Here is a 15302-nt window from a genome sequence, read left to right as displayed (position 1 = left end):
TCACCAGAAGTCCGTCATCGCGTACGTCCACCCGGCCGGCGGACGCGCCGAACGGCGAACTCGCCCGGCGCGTGATCCGCGCGGACGGGCGCGGGCGCTGTCCGCGCCGCTTGACCGGCGCTCTACTCTGCGCTGGCCATGGTTGTGGGTCACACCGGTGCCGACGGCACCGACGCCGCTACGCGGTCCCGCCCCGCCCTGCCCGGACGCGGGCGCGAGCGCGGGCGGCGCCTCGCCGTGATCGGGAGGCTGCTGCGGGGACGGCTGCGCCTCGCCGGCATCGTGCTGCGCGACATGAAGCCGACGCCGCACCGCCTTCTGCGCGTCACCCGGTCCGTCGTGGCGAGCGGGCTCGCGCTCGGCCTGTCCCTGGAGTTCCTGCCCGGTATCGAGATCAACGGCTTCGGCGCGCTGATGCGTCTGGTGGTCATTCTCACCCTGGTGGGCGCGTTGCTGCGGCCGGTGCTCGTCGCCCTGGCGGTCGCTCTCGGCGGGATCGCCGTGCCACTGATCGGCCTGTTCGCGCAGACCCTAGTGATCTACATCGCGCTGCGTATCGAACCAGAGGTGATCTCCAGCAGTTTCGGCGCGGCCGTCGGGGTCGCCTGGGGCACCGCGGTGATCTCGGCGGTTGTCGGCTGGCTGGCCGACGCCGGCAGCGACGGGACGTTCAGCAGCGAGGTCATGCGACAGGTCGCCCGCTACGGTGGCGGCGGGGACGGCAGCCCGTTCGACGGCCCGGGAGTCGTCATCGTGCAGATCGACGGCCTGTCCGCGCCGCTGCTGCGATGGGCGGTCACGGCCGGTAACCTGCCCACGCTCAGCCGCTGGGTCCGCGGCGGCTCGCACCGCTTCGTCGAATGGCACACCGGCATGCCCTCGACGACCCCGACCAGCCAGGCCGGCATCCTGCACGGCGCGTCCGGCCACGTCCCCGCCTTCCGCTGGTACGACAAGAAGGCCGGCCGGCTGGTGGTCACCAACCGGCCGCGGGACGCCGCCGAGATCGAGCGGGGGTTCAGCGACGGGCGTGGCCTGCTCGCCGACGGCGGGGTCAGCATCAGCAACGTCTTCTCCGGCGACGCGCCGCACAGCCTGCTCACCGTCAGCCAGGCCGGTCTGCCCGGCCGCCGGGCCCGCGGCTACGCCTCGTTCGCGGCCAGCCCGCAGGGGCTCGCCCGCTCGCTGGTCCTGACCATCGGCGAGATGATCAAAGAGGTGCACCAGGCCCGCAAGCAGCGCCGCGACAACATCTTCCCCCGGGTCCGCCGCGGTGGCTCGTACGTGGCGCTGCGCGGGCTGACCAACGTCCTGCTGCGCGACCTCAACGTCACGTTCATCGCCGAGCAGATGGCCCGCGGCGTGCCCGTGGTGTTCTGCGACTTCGTCGACTACGACGAGGTCGCCCACCATGCCGGGCCCAACCGGCGGGAGTCGCTGCAGACGCTGGAGGGCGTCGACCGGGTGCTGGCGATGCTCGAGCGGATCGCCAGCGCCGTCGAGCGCACGTACGAGATCGTCGTCCTGTCCGACCACGGGCAGAGCCAGGGCGCGACGTTCCGCCAGCGCTACGGGCGGTCCCTGGAGGACACCGTCCGCGGCCTGCTGACGCCGGGGGCGGCCGCTGCCGCCGCGACCGGGACCGCCGAGGGCTGGGGCCCGGTGAACACCCTGCTCACCGAGGTCACCGGCGGCGGGGACGGCACCGGGCCGGGACGGCTGATGCTGCGCCGCCGCACCGACGACGGGCAGGTCACCCTCGGCCCGTCCCGGCTGGAGGTCACCCTCGACCCGCAGCGGCCGGATCTCGTCGTGGTCGCGTCCGGGAACCTGGCCATGGTCTACCTGCCGCAGGTGGCCGGCCGCGCCGATCTCGAGCAGATGGAGTTCCTGCACCCGGCGCTCGTCCGCGGGCTGATCGACCACCCGGGGGTCGGGTTCGTCGTGCTGCGCTGCCGGGGGCACGGACCGGTCGCCTTCGGCGCCCAGGGCCGGATGTTCCTGGAGACCGGGGTGGTCGAGGGCACCAACCCGCTGCTCGGGTACGGCTCGCGGGCCGCCGCGGACCTGCTGCGCCACCAGCGGATGCACAACGTCGGCGACATCGTCGTCATGAGCCGGATCGACCCCGGCACCCGGGAGGTCGCCGCGTTCGAGGAGCTCGTCGGCTGCCACGGCGGGATCGGCGGGGACCAGACCCGGGCCGTGCTGCTGTACCCGGCGGGCTGGCCGGCCGTACCCGGCCCGCTCGAGGGCCCGGACGCCGTCCACCACCAGCTCGTCCGCTGGCTGGAACGGCTCGGGCTGCGCCGCGACCCGCTGCCCGCGCCCCGCCCGCCCCTTTCCGATCAGGAGAATGAGGTCCGATCAGGAGAATGAGGGTGGAAGTGGCTGCTGCAGCAACCGTTTGTTCCCTCGTTCGCGTGATTCGGCGATATTCAGGGATTCGCCGTGGGTGAGGACGCGCACCTCGGCGGGCAGGTCGGTGGCGGTGGCGGCCAGCCGGGCGAACTCGCGTCCGGGCTCGTGGAAACGGTCGGGACGCACCCGGTCGAAGCCGATCGGCCAGAAGGTCCCGTAGTGGATCGGTATCGCCACCGCCGGCCGGGCGGAGAGCGTCCGTGGGGAGACCGGCTGGACGGAGACCGCCGGTGCGGAGACCGTCGGCGGGGAGAGCGCTGGCGGGGAGAGCGCTGGCGGGCGGACCGGTCGCGGGCCCAGCGTTCGGCGGACCGCCTCGATCGCGCCGGCCGGGTCGAGATGCCCGGGGCCGAGGCTGGGCCCCCAGCCACCGACCGGGACGAGAGCGATGTCGATGCCGAGCGGGGCAAGATCGGCCATGGCGTCGTGCAGGGCGGTGTCCCCGGCGAACCACACCGTCCGGCTGCCGGTCACCACGAATCCGAGCGCCGGGCCACGATGGCGCGACCACGGCCCCCGCGAACCGTCGTGCTCGGCCGGCACCGCCAGCACGTCCAGACCGGTCATGTCATCACGGGAAGTCACCCGGACGCGGTCGCCGGGCACCATCTCCACGCAGCGCTCGGCGAGTGCCGGGTGCCGGCGGGCCAGCAGGGCGGCGCCGCCGCGCGGCAGAATGATCGGCACCGTCGGCGGGAGCAGCTTCAGCGACGGGATGTCGAGATGATCGGCGTGCAGATGCGAGACGACCGCGGCGTCGACCCGCGCGGCCTGCGCCGCCGGGCGCGCGCCGGCCCGCCGGCGCAGATGGGCGATACGCGGCCCGAACACCGGATCGGTCACCAGCCGCGTACCCGCGTCGGCGATCACAACCGTGCTGTGCCCCCACCAGGTGACGTCCACCCCACCAGTGTGCCCGCGGCGTGCCGTCGCTCGTGCGCTCCTCGCCGGGACCGCCGCCGACGCTCCCGGCCGCTGGCGGCTCATTCCGGCTCCGTGCCCCGGGTCCGAGGCGACAGATCCGTTGACACGATGGAGAAGAGGGACACGATGGAACGGAGGAAAAGAGCAGGTGGAGCACCTGGAACTGGGCGGCCTGGCCGCCGGCGCTCATCCCGGGGGCGGGGCCGTGGTGGGGAAGCGCGGGCCGGCGACGTAGAAGACGCCCTGACCGACCGTCCGCACCGAGCCGACGACCAGCACCCCGTCGTCCCGCAGCTCACCGAGCACCCTCGACGCCTGAACCGAGCGCAGCCCGCAGTACTCGATGAGGTCGCGTGTCCGCACCGCCCCCTGGTCACCGACCAGCTCCACCGCGAAGGGCTTGACCTCCTTCGGCGGAACGTCGAAGTAGGGCAGCCGGGCGGCGAGCAGCTCACGGGCCCGGTTGCCGAGCCGGAATCCACCGCCGCCCGTACCACCCGCGTGCACCGGAACGATCAGTGCCGAATCGTCGTCGACGATTTCGCGCCGGGCTCGGGCCAACGCCTCCGCCGCCTCTTCGGAGGTTTTCTGCAGCAGCGGGGCCAGCACCCGCTCGTCCGCCCGCGGATGGTCCAGGAGCCGGTGAATGATCAGCACGACGTCCACGTCGGCTCGCGCGTCGGCGCTCAACAACGAGGTCAGATCGGTGACCGGCTCCACCGGATCACCGCCGATCAGTACGCAGCGGACGCTGTCCACCGTCTGGGTGATCACTGGTGGCCGGTGGCCGAGCAGGATCATCTCCCGGTACATGCGGTCCACCCCGATCGCCTCCCGCTCGGCCAGCCGCAGGCTGCGCATGACGTTGGCGAGATGCGGATTGGCCGACCGGGATGTCGTGGTCAGGACGTTCGACGCGTCCACGCCCGGTGGGAAGCGTCCCGGTGAGGTGACGACGAGCTGGTCGCCCAGGTGCTCGATGGTGATCGGCTCCGGCCGTTCCCAGTCCCGGTGCATGATCGCGTTGACGATCGCCTCCCGGGCCGCGGCACCGGGGATCGCCTCGCCGATGCCCCGGGCGCCCAGGCGCACCGCGTGCACACGCTGGTTCGCCAGCCGGATGGAGAGCTCGATCTCGTTGAACTCGACCAGCAGCGGACGGCCGGGCTCGTCGAGGCGGATGAGCGCGTCGGCTCCCGGCCGGGCCCGCCGGACATAGTCGAGATGTGACTGCTGCCGGTCCGTCACCGCGAACAGCAGGGCCCCCGCGCGGGTCAGCGTCCCGGTCGTGGAGTCGAGAACCCCGAGAGCACGCAGCAGTTCCTCGTCCGGCCGGGACGTCAGGGCGACCCGGCTCGTCTCCTCAGCGGCCCGCAGCACCTGACGGGCCACCAGCAGGGCCGCTATGTCGACATCGTCGAACCGCATCGTCGTCGGCTCGGCCGACCAGTCGACGTGGCGGCGCACCAGAGCGGTGTGATCCACACTGCTCATCTCCACGCAGTGCGTGCCGACCCGGTGCTTGTACCGGCCGCCGGGGACCCGGTGCGCGGTCAGGCCCGCGCTGACGACGATGGTCAGCAGGCGTGCTCCGCTCGCCGCCGTGACCGCTTCCACGTCGACGGCCAGATGCGGATCGGTGAGCTCCCAGATGCGGTGCCGCAGCCATTCGGGGTTCAGCGCGGTACCCACGAACGCGGCCGGGCCGCCACGCTTGTCCTCGACTCCGACGATGACGACGCCGCCGCGGGCGTTCGCGAAGCAGCACGCGGAATCAGCAAGATCGCGAGCGGTCGGCTCGTGCTGGGTACCACCTGCCGTCGGCGGGCCGTTCACGGAGCGCCTGGACTGGTCTTCCTTGAAGTCCAACGTCTCGGTCTCGACATCACCGGCCCGGACGCCGGCATGGACAGCCGTGAGCGCCCTCGACGCCTCCGCGCGCCGGGGGTCCTGCCAGGAGGAAATCACAGCGAGGTCATCCATCGGCCATCGGATCGGTAGTTCATGGCCACGAATTATAGACCTACCCCTTCCAGGGCGGATGATCTGAACGTTCAGCGGCGTACGAACGGATTCCCGTGTTCTCGTGTGGTGACGGGGTAGACGAGAGCATCGATGGGCCACCATGAGATGCGATGTGTGGTCTCACAACAACGACGTCCCGCCGCCGGCCCGCATGGCGCTGTCCGCGCTCGCGACGCTGCCCACAGTGGTCCACCGATGATCATTCGGGTGCGACGGCGACGGCGACGGTGACGGCGTCCGCGGGTGCGAGCCGATGACGGTGCTGCGGGTGCCCCGGTGGCTGCGCCGGGGCGCCGCGGTCGTGATACTGGCACTGATCATCGAATACGCGGTGCTGCCGCAGCTTGCCGGTGCGCGCAAGGCGCTGGAGACGTTCTCCGACGTGGAGCCGCGCTTCCTGGTGCTCGGCCTGGTCCTGGAGGCGGCATCCCTGCTCGCCTACGCGATGCTGACCCGCAGTGTGCTCGCCCGGGAGGGCCGGCCGTCGCTGTGGACGCTGCTCCGGATCGACCTGACGACCCTCGGTGTCAGCCACATGCTGCCCGGCGGTGCCGCCACCGCGAGCGCGCTGCGCTACCGCCTGCAACGCGGCGCCGGGGTCGGCGCGTCCGAGGCGGTGTCCGCCGCGACGATCCAGGGCGCGGGCTCGGCGGTCGTCCTGAACGTGATCCTGTGGATCGGCCTGCTGATCTCCATCCCGACCCGGGGCGGCAACCCGATCTACGGCACGGCCGCGGCGGTGGGGACGTTACTGATCGCCATCGTCTTCGTCGGCGTGATACTTCTCACCCGGGGCAGTGAACGAACCGCCCGTGTCGTGCGTTCCGTCGCCCACCGCGCGCCGGGCCTGTCACCGGACGGCGCCGAACAGCTGGTGCGCACCTTTGCCGACCGGCTGCGGGTCCTCGGCGCGGACAGGCTCCTGCTCGCCAGGGCGACGCTGTGGGCGGCGGCGAACTGGCTGCTCGCAGCCTCCTCCCTGTGGGTGTTCCTGTACGCCTACGGCTACGCCGCGTCCGTGGACGGCCTGCTGGTCGCCTACGGGCTCGCCAACGTGCTGGCCGCCGTCCCGATCTCCCCCGGCGGGCTCGGGATCATCGAAGGGGTGCTCGTCCCCACCCTGGTCGGGTTCGGCTCGACCCGGGCTGTGGCGCTGCTGGGGGTCGTCACCTGGCGGCTGGCGAACTTCTGGCTGCCCATCCCGCTCTCGGCCGTGGCCTACCTGTCCCTGCGGACGGGGTCGCTGCGGCACCGCAAGCTGCCGCGGCAACGGCCGTGGAACGACCCGAGCACGATCAACGAGGAGATCCCGACCTGACAACCTGACGTGGGCAGCCATCCCGGCCGGATGTGTGACTGACAGATATCAGATCATCGCTCATAGTGTTTCTAGGTGGCCACCACCGGTCGCCCAGGAACCAACCGCCGAGGAGGCTCACGCATGTCCGCGACCTGGCCCCTGCAGAAGAACGGCAGCAGCGGCGAACCAGTACAGAGCATCCAGTACCTGCTACGCGCGCACGGATATTCGGTGGCAGTCGACGGCGTCTTCGGGCCGGCGACCGAGGCGGCGGTGCGCGCCTTCCAGTCGTCCGCCGGAATCGCGGTCGACGGCACCGTCGGTGACCAGAGCTGGCCGGCGCTCATCGTCACCGTTCGTGACGGCGACCGGAGCGAGAAGGGTGACGCGGTACGCGCCGTCCAGGACCAGGCGAACGCCCGGATCAGCGACCCCGGGGACTTCCTCCCCGTGGACGGCGTCTTCGGCCGGCGGACGGACGCCTGGGTACGCGACTTCCAGCGGCACGCCGGCATCACCGCCGACGGGATCGTCGGTCCTGTCACCTGGAACCGTCTCGTCAGGGACGAACCGGGCAACTGAACACGACCAGCCCGCGACCGGACGCGAACCGGTGGGCACCGGTGGGCACCGGCCCCGCCCACCGGCGCCGCCCCACCCGCCCGACGGCGACGCCGGCTCGGCTCAGCCCGGCGGTCAGGCCTGGATGGCCAGGCGGTTCGCGGGGCGGGGCAGGCCGTAGTGGTCGCGCAGGGTGCGTCCGGTGTACTCGGTGCGGAACAGGCCACGATGTTGCAGGATCGGTATCACCAGGTCGACGAAGTCCGTCAGCCCGCCGGGCAGGAACGGCGGCATGATGTTGAAGCCGTCGGCCGCGTCCTGGGTGAACCACTCCTCGAGCTGGTCGGCGACCTGTTCCGGCGTGCCGGCGAAGACGCGGTGCCCGCGGCCGCCGCCCAGCCTGGCGATCAGCTGCCGGAGGTTCAGTCCGTCGCGGCGGGCGAGCTCGCTGACCAGGGTGAACCGGCTCTTGTTGCCGTTGATGTCCCGCTCGTCGGGCAGGCCGGGCAGCGGCCCGTCCAGCGGGAGGCCGGTGAGGTCGACGCCGACCATGTTCGACAGCTGCGCCAGGCCGTACTCGGGGATCTGCAGCGCCGTGAGCTCCTCCTCCAGCTCCCGGGCCTGGGCCTCGGTGGCGCCGATGACCGGGCAGATGCCGGGAAGGATCTTCACGTCCTCGGGCGCGCGCCCGTAGCGGGCCAGGCGTGACTTGAGGTCCTTGTAGAAGGTCTGGCCGTCGGCGAGGGTCTGCTGGGCGGTGAAGACCGCCTCGGCGTACTGGGCCGCGAACTCCTTGCCGTCCTCGGACGAGCCCGCCTGGACCAGCAGCGGATAGCCCTGCGGGGAACGCTGGACGTTCAACGGCCCCTGGACGCGGAAGAACTCGCCGACGTGCCCCACCTGGCGAATCCTGCTGGTGTCGGCGTAGATCCCGCCCGCCCGGTCGATGATCGGGGCGTCGTCCTCCCAGCTGTCCCACAGCTTGGTGGCGACCTCGACGAACTCCCGGGCCCGGGCGTACCGCAGGCCGTGCTCAGGGTGCTCGTCCAGCCCGAAGTTTCGGGCCTCGTCGAGGCTGCCGGAGGTGACGATGTTCCAGCCGGCCCGCCCGCCGCTGATGTGGTCGAGGGAGGCGAACTTACGGGCGACGTGGAACGGCTCGTTGTAGGTCGTCGAGACGGTGGCGATCAGGCCGATGCGCTCGGTGACCGTGGCCAGCGCGGAGAGCAGGGTGACCGGCTCGAAGCCGCCCAGCACGTTGTACCGGACCTTGCCCCACAGCGCCAGCCCGTCGGCCAGGAAGAGGGAGTCGAGCCTGCCTCGCTCGGCCGTGCGCGCGAGCTCCTGGAAGTAGGCCAGGTCGGTGGCGCGTTCGGGCTGGGCCCGGGGGTGACGCCAGGCGGCGTCGTGGTGCCCGGCGTTCATCAGGAACGCGTTGAGGTGGAATTTCCGGTTGCCGGCGGCAGACATGACGTTCCTCTTTCCACGGGCGGCTTCCTACGGACAGGTGAACGGCTGCTCCGACGGAGCCGGCATCCGTGCGGGCGATCCACGGATGCCGGCCGCGTTGCCCGGCGCGACATTACGAGTTCGAGGTCACCCGCCACCTCGTGAAGCGCCGTTCCAGGGCGAGCAGGGCCTGGTTGATGACGAGGCCGACAGCCGCGACCGTGATGATCCCCGCGTACATCTCGGGGATCGCGAAGTTCGACTGGGCATAGTTGATCAGATAGCCGAGCCCGGCCTTGGCGCCGACCAGCTCGGCCGCGACGAGTATCAGGATCGCGTAGGCTCCGGCCAGCCGGACACCCGTGAAAATCGTCGGGACGGCGGCCGGAAGAATGACCTTCTGGAACAGCCGTACCGATGACAGCCCCATCGACCGTGCGGATTTCACGAGCAGGGGGTCCACACCCTGGACACCGCTGATCGTGTTCAGCAGCACGGGCCAGACGCAGGCATAGACGATGATGGCGATCTTCGAGGTCTCACCCAGCCCGAAAATCAGCACGAACACCGGCAGCAGGGCCAGCGGAGCGGTGTTGCGGAAGACCTCGAGCACCGGGTTGAGGAACTGGGCCACCAGCCGGAACCAGCCGATGAGCAGTCCCAGCGGCAGCGCGATCAGGATGGCGATGGCAAAGCCGCTGGCCGCCCGGGTGAGGCTGGCGGAGGTGTGCTCCCACAGGTCACCGCTGCGAAGCAGCGCCACCCATTCGTCGGCAACCTCGGAGAAGGGCGGCAGGAACACACGGTCGACCACCCCGAGCCGCGGGAGCGTTTCCCAGGCCGCCAGCAGGATCAGAATTCCCACCACCCGGCGGGAGAGCCCGCCGGCGATCCGGCCGGCCCTGGACAGCCAGCCGCGGCGAGCGGCGGCGGCCGGTGACGCGGCAGCTGGGGAAAGCCGGCTTCCGGCCTCGGTACGGGTGTCCTCAACGATGGCCAACGCTGGTCACTTCCTTCTCCGCCTGTCCCGCGTGCCCCTCCGCCTTTGTGTGCCCGCCGGGCCCGGCGGGCCCGGCGGGCCCAGTGAGCCCGGCGGCCTTCGTGGGCGCCGTGCCGGCCGCACCGCGGCGGGCCGGCCCGCCGCCGAAGGATGCCCGCTCACCTGCCGACTGTTCGTCACGTTCGGCCTGCTGAGCTCTGGCCACCTCCTCGCGCAGCAGCTCCCAGACCTCGTGCCGGTAGCGGACGAAATCGGGATCGGAACGCAGGTCGGTCCCGTCCGCGCGGGCGGTGATGGGGATGTCGACGATCTGCTTGATCCGGCCGGGCCGGGAGGTCATCACCGCGACCCGCTGACCGAGATAGACGGCCTCGTCGATGCCGTGGGTGACGAAAAGAATCGTCTTGCCGGTCTTGGCCCAGATCCGCAGGAGCTCGTCCTGCAGGGTTTCTCTGGTCTGGGCGTCCAACGCGGCGAAAGGCTCGTCGAGCAGGAGGACCGCCGGGTCGTAGGCCAGGCTCCGCGCGATCGCCACCCGTTGTTTCATACCACCCGACAGCTCGTGGGGATATCGATGTTCGAAACCGCTGAGCCCGACGAGGTCGAGGTAGTGCCGGGCCAGGGCCGAACGTTGCGACCGCGCCACCTTCTTGGCCTCAAGGCCGAATTCGACGTTGCCGAGGGCGGTCCGCCACGGGAACAGCGCATACTGCTGGAAGACGATCCCCCGGTCGAGGCCGGGGCCGGTGACCGGGCTGTCGTCGACGAGGACCTGACCATCGCTCACGCTGGTCAGTCCGCCGAGGATGTCCAGCAGGGTGGACTTCCCGCAGCCGCTGGGGCCGACCAGGGCCAGGAACTCGCCGCTGCGGATGCGCAGGTTCACGTTGTCGACCGCGGTGAACTCGCTGACGGTGTTGCGGAGATTTCCGTGATCGCGGACGGCGAAATTCTTCGTGACGTTCCTGAATTCTATCGTGCTCATTGCCGATCATCTCTCGGTGTCGGTGAAGGATGGTTCCCGGTGCCACGACGGCTGGGACGGCTGGGCACCGGGAATCCCGCGTCCGGAGCGGGGCAGCGGCTCGGTTCCGCCGGGAACGGCTCCGTCAGGAGGGCACCCGGAACGGGTTGAAGTCGTTGGTGAAGAGCTCGGCCGGGGTGATGTCCTTCTTCAGCTGGCCGTTCGCTTTCAACCAGCCGGTCCACCGGGTGAAGTCGGCGTCCGCGATGAGCCCGCCCCGGCCGGCGACCCCGTATCCCTTGAAGTACTGGATGGCGGTTGCGTCCTCCTTGCGGTCACGCTTGGCGATGATGTCCTTGAAGCGGGCGATGACCTGGTCGCGAGGAGTCGTCCTGGACCATTCGACGGCCTTGCCCACACCCTCGACGAACTGCCTGGTCGTCGTCGGGTTCTTCCTGATGAAATCCTCGCGGAGCACGTAGCTGCCAGCCGTGAACGAACCGAAGAGGTCGTAGTCGCTGAACAACGGGTGAATCCCGCCCCGGGCCAGCGCCTTGTCCCGCAGAATTCCGCCGAGGACCGCGACGTCGATCTGCTTCTCGCGCAGCGACTGCTCGGTGTTCACCGGCGGGACAACCGTCGGTATCACTTTTTTGATCTCGTCCTGGCTGAGACCGCCCCGCTTGAGGTATTCGTCCAGGATTGCCTCGTAGTGCGCGCCCAGCGTGTTCATGCCGATTTTCTTCCCGAACAGGTCACGAGGTGACGTGATCGGGCTCCCGTCGAGAACGTAGAAGCCGCCGAAGGTGTTCTGGTCGATTCCGTAGCTACCGACCACCGATTTGATCGGCGAGCCCGCGGCGATCAGCTTGATGATTGCCCCGTTGAACGCGCTACCGAAGTCGACGTCACCGGTGGCGGTCGACTGGATGTCCTGCGGGCCGCTGATCGTGTTACCGATCCACTTGAGCTTTATGGGGCCGAGGTAGCCGAGATCCGCGGCGAGCTCGACCGGTGTGACCTGGCCGACGGAGCCCTGATAACGCAGTTCGGTCTGTTCGGTCCTGGCGGCATCGCCGCCGTCGCTCTGCCCGCAGGCCGCCAGAATCAGCGTCGCTACCAGGGCGACGGCTGCTGGCAGCACCCCCGGTCGGCGTCGAATGGCACGTCGAACACTGCGCTGCATGGTGAGGTCGAATTCCTCTCGGGTTTGTCTGCGGACCGGTCAGCGGCCGGCACGGTCCCGGGCGGCGGCGGAGCGACATCGATCGACGGTACCGTTGGAATAAACTGTCAGATCACAGTTGTACGCGACACGAAGATGACCGCCGCAGAAAATCGGGGCGACGCTGCCGGCGCGGCACCCGCCTGCCGGAACAGCGGAGATAAGACCAGCGGGAAGAAAAGGCGGAACGGACGCGGAATACATGCCGGGCCGCGCCGGCCGGCCGAAGAGAACAGCGGGTCAGGCGGAACACATGGCGCTGGCGACGCGGAGGAAATCCACCGCACGCCGGACTGACAGGCCGATATCCCTTGGCATGTTGTGCACTATGTCAGTCTACAAGCCGGGTTGTCAACAAGTTGACCAAGAATTCCGCGCGGCGTCAGGCACGCGGACAAGAACGTAGCCGTCCGGCTACTTTGAGAATCTGATTATTTTCCGAGAATGCCTAATTCCAGACACGCCGCGTGACGCTTATTCAGGGGGATGGTTCCGGCCGGGCGGGGCCACCCGGCCGCCGGCGGCCCGGGCTCACCGGCGGCCTGGCCACGGGATCGGCGAGTTCGCCCCGGCACCCGCACCGTCAGCACCGACAGCCCTGCCGGCACCGACGACACCCACCCGTATCAGCGGCACCGGCGGGACCGACGCCCGTACCGCCACCGCCATCGGCATCGGCACCAGCACCAGCACCAGCGATGCCGGTGGCGGCCCGGGCTCGCGATGGCTTGCCCAACGGTGCATCGCGATATATCGTGAGCGTACGCGATACAACGACTGGAGAATTATCATGTACGCACCGGAATTTCCTGGACCATGGTCCTGGGGCCACGGCAGGCATGGCAGCCGCGGCTCCGACCGCCTCCGGGCAGTGGCCGCCGACGATCGAGGCGGCTGGCACCACGGCAGGCACGGTGGATACGGCGGGCCCGGCAGGCATGGCGGGCCCGGCGGCGGCGTCCCGTTCGGCCCTGGCGGTGTCCCGTTCGGCCCTGGCGGCATCCCGTTCGGTCCCGGCTTCCCCGGGCCGGGCTTCCCCCCCGGCCCCGGCTTCGGTCCCGGCGCCCGGGGCTTCTTCCCCGGCGGCCGCGGCCGCGGCGCGAAGGTCAGGCGCGGCGACGTCCGGGCGGCTGTCCTCGCCCTGCTCGCGGAGGCACCGATGCACGGCTATCAGATCATCAACGAACTCACCGAACGCAGCCAGGGCGCCTGGCGGCCGAGTCCTGGCTCGGTCTACCCCGTCCTGCAACTGCTCACCGACGAAGGGCTCGTCCACGCCGAGGAAAGCGACGGCAAGCGGGTGTTCCACCTCACCGACGCGGGCCGTGCCCACACCGACGCCCACGCGGACGAGCCCAAGCCCTGGGAGACCGCCGCGGCCGCCGCCAACCACGACCTGACCGACCTGCGGTCGCTGGCGTTCGGCGTGGGCGCGGCCGTCGTGCAGGTCGCCCAGACCGGCAGCGACGCCCAGCTCCAGGCCGCCCGGAAGATCCTCGTGGATGCCCGGCGGGCGCTCTACCGCATCCTCGCCGAGGACTTCCCCACCGGACCGGATGACAGCGAAGCCGCCGGGGACGACGGCCGGCCGGGCTGACCCGGCCCGCCCGGCCGCGAGCGGCCTCGGCCGATACCCGCTAACGCCCCCGGTAGCTCCACCCGGCATGGTACGGAGTGTCGGTTTCACCCCCAATAGCCCCAGGTGATGGGATGGGCACAGTTTTCTTTGGGGGGAAGGGGCACTTCTGCCATGCGGAAGCTGGGCTCTGGCTACGTCCTGCACGAACCGATCGGCCGCGGCGCGTTCGGCCAGGTCTGGCGGGGATCCACGGTCGACGGCGACCGCCCGGTCGCGGTGAAGGTGCTGCGCGGGGAACTCGCCGACGATCCCGAGGTCGTCGCCAGGTTCGTCCAGGAACGCTCCATGCTGCTCGGCTTCAGCGACCCACACCTGGTCACCGTCCGGGACCTCGTCGTCGAAGGCGACACCCTGGCGATCGTGATGGACCTCGTCAACGGTGTCGATCTGCGGGTCTACCTGCGTGAACGCGGCACACTCGAGGTGGCCACGGCGGTCGCCCTGACCCGCCAGGTGCTGCGCGCGCTGAGCACCGTGCACACGGCGGGGGTCGTCCACCGTGACCTCAAACCCGCCAATGTGCTTGTCGACGTCACCGATCCCGACGATCCGCAGGCCCGCCTGACCGACTTCGGGGTCGCCCGGCTGGCGCACGGGCCGTCCCTGACCCGCCTCACCGGGATGATCGGGACGCCGATGTACATGGCGCCGGAACTGGCCCACCGGGAGCACGCGCAGCCGCCGGCCGATGTCTACAGCGCGGGAGTCATGCTGTACGAGCTCCTCGCCGGCCACCCGCCGTTCTCCGCCCCGCACCCGGTCGCGCTCCTGCGCGCCCACATGGAGGACGCGCCGCAGCCCATACCCGGCCTGTCACCGGCACTGTGGGATGTGATCGCCGGCATGCTCGCCAAGGCGCCGGCGCGGCGTCCGACGGCGGACGCGGTCGAGCGGGCGCTGGCCGAGCTGGCGGCGTCCGGCTTCCAGCCCGTGGCCGCGGCCGCCGTCCCCGCGCCGGGCGGCGCCGCCGTGCCGGGTGCTGCCGTGCAGGACGTCTCCGCCGCGGGCGGTGCCGTGCCGGGCGCCTTCGTGCCGGACGCCGCCGCGGGCGCCTTCGTGCCGGACGGCGCCGCGGGCGCCTTCGTGCCGGACGGCGCCGGTGTCGGTGCCATCGGTCCCGCGGCCGGCGGCGGGGCCGGCCAGGGCGCGGCCGCGCCGCTGCCCGGGGACGCGACGATCGTGGCTCCGCGGCGGGCGGGCGATGCCGCCGTGCCCGGGGCCGTGCCGCCCGTCGACCGCCCCTGGAGCACCCCGCCGGCGGCGGCCCCGGATGTCAGCCAGGCGCCCACCGCCGTCGCCCACGTACCGTCGCTGGACGGCACGGCGCCCGCGTACTCCGGGCGGGCGGGCGCATCCGCCCCACCGCCGCCCGGCGCGCGGCCGTTCGGCCAGTGGCCGGACAGCGCCCTGGGCGGGCCGGCCCGACCAGCCAGGCGCCGGCGCCTTCCCCCGGCTGTCCTCGCCGCCGTCGCCGCGGTCGCGTTCCTGGCCGTGGGTACCGGTGCCCTGCTGTGGGCCGTCGGTGACGACAGCGAGGCAACCGTCAGCGCGCGCCCGGCGACGACGTCGCACGGCGCCACCACGGCGCGGGCGGCCGGCCCCACCGCGGCGCCGCCGACGCAGAGCCCGGCGTCGGCGGCGCCGTCCACCGCACCGCCGGACACGCCCCCCAGCGCGCAGGCAGCCGCCGGCACCAGCTCGGACGGCGCCGGCTCAGGCGACACCGTCCCGGCGGACGCGGCCGGCGCCCGCAGGCCGGCACCGGCCGCCGGACGCTCCGCCGCGGCCGCGCCG

Annotated in this window: 13 protein-coding genes; 6 read left to right on the top strand and 7 right to left on the bottom strand. The window is 71.3% G+C overall.

The window, feature by feature from the left end; genetic code table 11:
• A partial coding sequence (locus tag AC5LUJ_RS09730; RefSeq protein WP_493464801.1) for a hypothetical protein occupies window positions 1-241 on the top strand: 241 nt, incomplete at its 5' end.
• A complete protein-coding gene (locus tag AC5LUJ_RS09725) occupies window positions 238-2379 on the top strand; it encodes a phage holin family protein (protein ID WP_493464800.1) in 2142 nt (713 codons plus the stop codon). The genes AC5LUJ_RS09730 and AC5LUJ_RS09725, both read left to right, overlap by 4 nt.
• Here the strand turns inward: AC5LUJ_RS09725 and AC5LUJ_RS09720 are convergent.
• Both AC5LUJ_RS09720 and AC5LUJ_RS09715 read right to left on the bottom strand, forming a co-directional pair.
• Complete coding sequence (locus AC5LUJ_RS09720) at window positions 2368-3408, bottom strand: MBL fold metallo-hydrolase (RefSeq protein ID WP_493464799.1); 1041 nt, start codon at window positions 3406-3408, stop codon at window positions 2368-2370. The genes AC5LUJ_RS09725 and AC5LUJ_RS09720 overlap by 12 nt on opposite strands.
• A gap of 123 nt (window positions 3409-3531) precedes the next feature.
• Window positions 3532-5328, bottom strand: coding sequence for an RNA/DNA-binding domain-containing protein (locus tag AC5LUJ_RS09715; RefSeq protein ID WP_250284410.1), 1797 nt, complete (start codon window positions 5326-5328; stop codon window positions 3532-3534).
• A 295-nt stretch (window positions 5329-5623) separates the two neighbouring features.
• Between AC5LUJ_RS09715 and AC5LUJ_RS09710 the strand changes: the two genes are divergently transcribed.
• Both AC5LUJ_RS09710 and AC5LUJ_RS09705 read left to right on the top strand, forming a co-directional pair.
• The gene (locus tag AC5LUJ_RS09710) at window positions 5624-6688 is read left to right on the top strand and encodes a lysylphosphatidylglycerol synthase transmembrane domain-containing protein (protein ID WP_250284408.1); all 1065 of its coding nucleotides are present in this window, start codon (window positions 5624-5626) and stop codon (window positions 6686-6688) included.
• A 123-nt stretch (window positions 6689-6811) separates the two neighbouring features.
• A complete protein-coding gene (locus AC5LUJ_RS09705; protein WP_250284406.1) occupies window positions 6812-7252 on the top strand; it encodes a peptidoglycan-binding domain-containing protein in 441 nt (146 codons plus the stop codon).
• A gap of 114 nt (window positions 7253-7366) precedes the next feature.
• Here AC5LUJ_RS09705 and AC5LUJ_RS09700 read toward each other — a convergent pair whose 3' ends face one another.
• The 5 genes from AC5LUJ_RS09700 to AC5LUJ_RS09680 all read right to left on the bottom strand — a co-directional run bounded on the left by AC5LUJ_RS09700 (window position 7367) and on the right by AC5LUJ_RS09680 (window position 12187).
• The gene (locus AC5LUJ_RS09700) at window positions 7367-8701 is read right to left on the bottom strand and encodes an LLM class flavin-dependent oxidoreductase (protein WP_250284404.1); all 1335 of its coding nucleotides are present in this window, start codon (window positions 8699-8701) and stop codon (window positions 7367-7369) included.
• 112 nt (window positions 8702-8813) lie between these two features.
• Window positions 8814-9680: an ABC transporter permease gene (locus AC5LUJ_RS09695; RefSeq protein WP_250284402.1), complete on the bottom strand. Its 867-nt coding sequence runs from the start codon at window positions 9678-9680 to the stop codon at window positions 8814-8816.
• Window positions 9667-10665 (bottom strand): ABC transporter ATP-binding protein, encoded by a 999-nt coding sequence (locus AC5LUJ_RS09690; RefSeq protein ID WP_250284400.1) that lies wholly within the window; start codon window positions 10663-10665, stop codon window positions 9667-9669. The genes AC5LUJ_RS09695 and AC5LUJ_RS09690 overlap by 14 nt, the downstream gene beginning before the upstream one ends.
• A gap of 124 nt (window positions 10666-10789) precedes the next feature.
• Window positions 10790-11788, bottom strand: coding sequence for an ABC transporter substrate-binding protein (locus AC5LUJ_RS09685; RefSeq protein ID WP_250284397.1), 999 nt, complete (start codon window positions 11786-11788; stop codon window positions 10790-10792).
• A 321-nt stretch (window positions 11789-12109) separates the two neighbouring features.
• Window positions 12110-12187 carry a putative leader peptide gene (locus AC5LUJ_RS09680; protein ID WP_445548233.1) on the bottom strand — a complete coding sequence of 26 codons (78 nt, stop codon included), beginning with the start codon at window positions 12185-12187 and terminating at the stop codon, window positions 12110-12112.
• A 553-nt stretch (window positions 12188-12740) separates the two neighbouring features.
• Here AC5LUJ_RS09680 and AC5LUJ_RS09675 point away from each other — a divergent pair.
• Both AC5LUJ_RS09675 and AC5LUJ_RS09670 read left to right on the top strand, forming a co-directional pair.
• Window positions 12741-13466, top strand: a complete 726-nt coding sequence (locus AC5LUJ_RS09675) for a PadR family transcriptional regulator (RefSeq protein ID WP_445548232.1) — start codon at window positions 12741-12743, stop codon at window positions 13464-13466.
• Between the two features lie 153 nt (window positions 13467-13619).
• On the top strand, window positions 13620-15302 hold a 1683-nt coding region (locus AC5LUJ_RS09670; RefSeq protein WP_493464798.1), incomplete at its 3' end, for a serine/threonine-protein kinase.

The organism is Protofrankia sp. CiP1_Cm_nod3 (genome assembly GCF_982290655.1).
The sequence above is the reverse complement of the archived record's forward strand: the minus strand, read 5'-3'. Positions and strand labels throughout refer to the sequence as shown.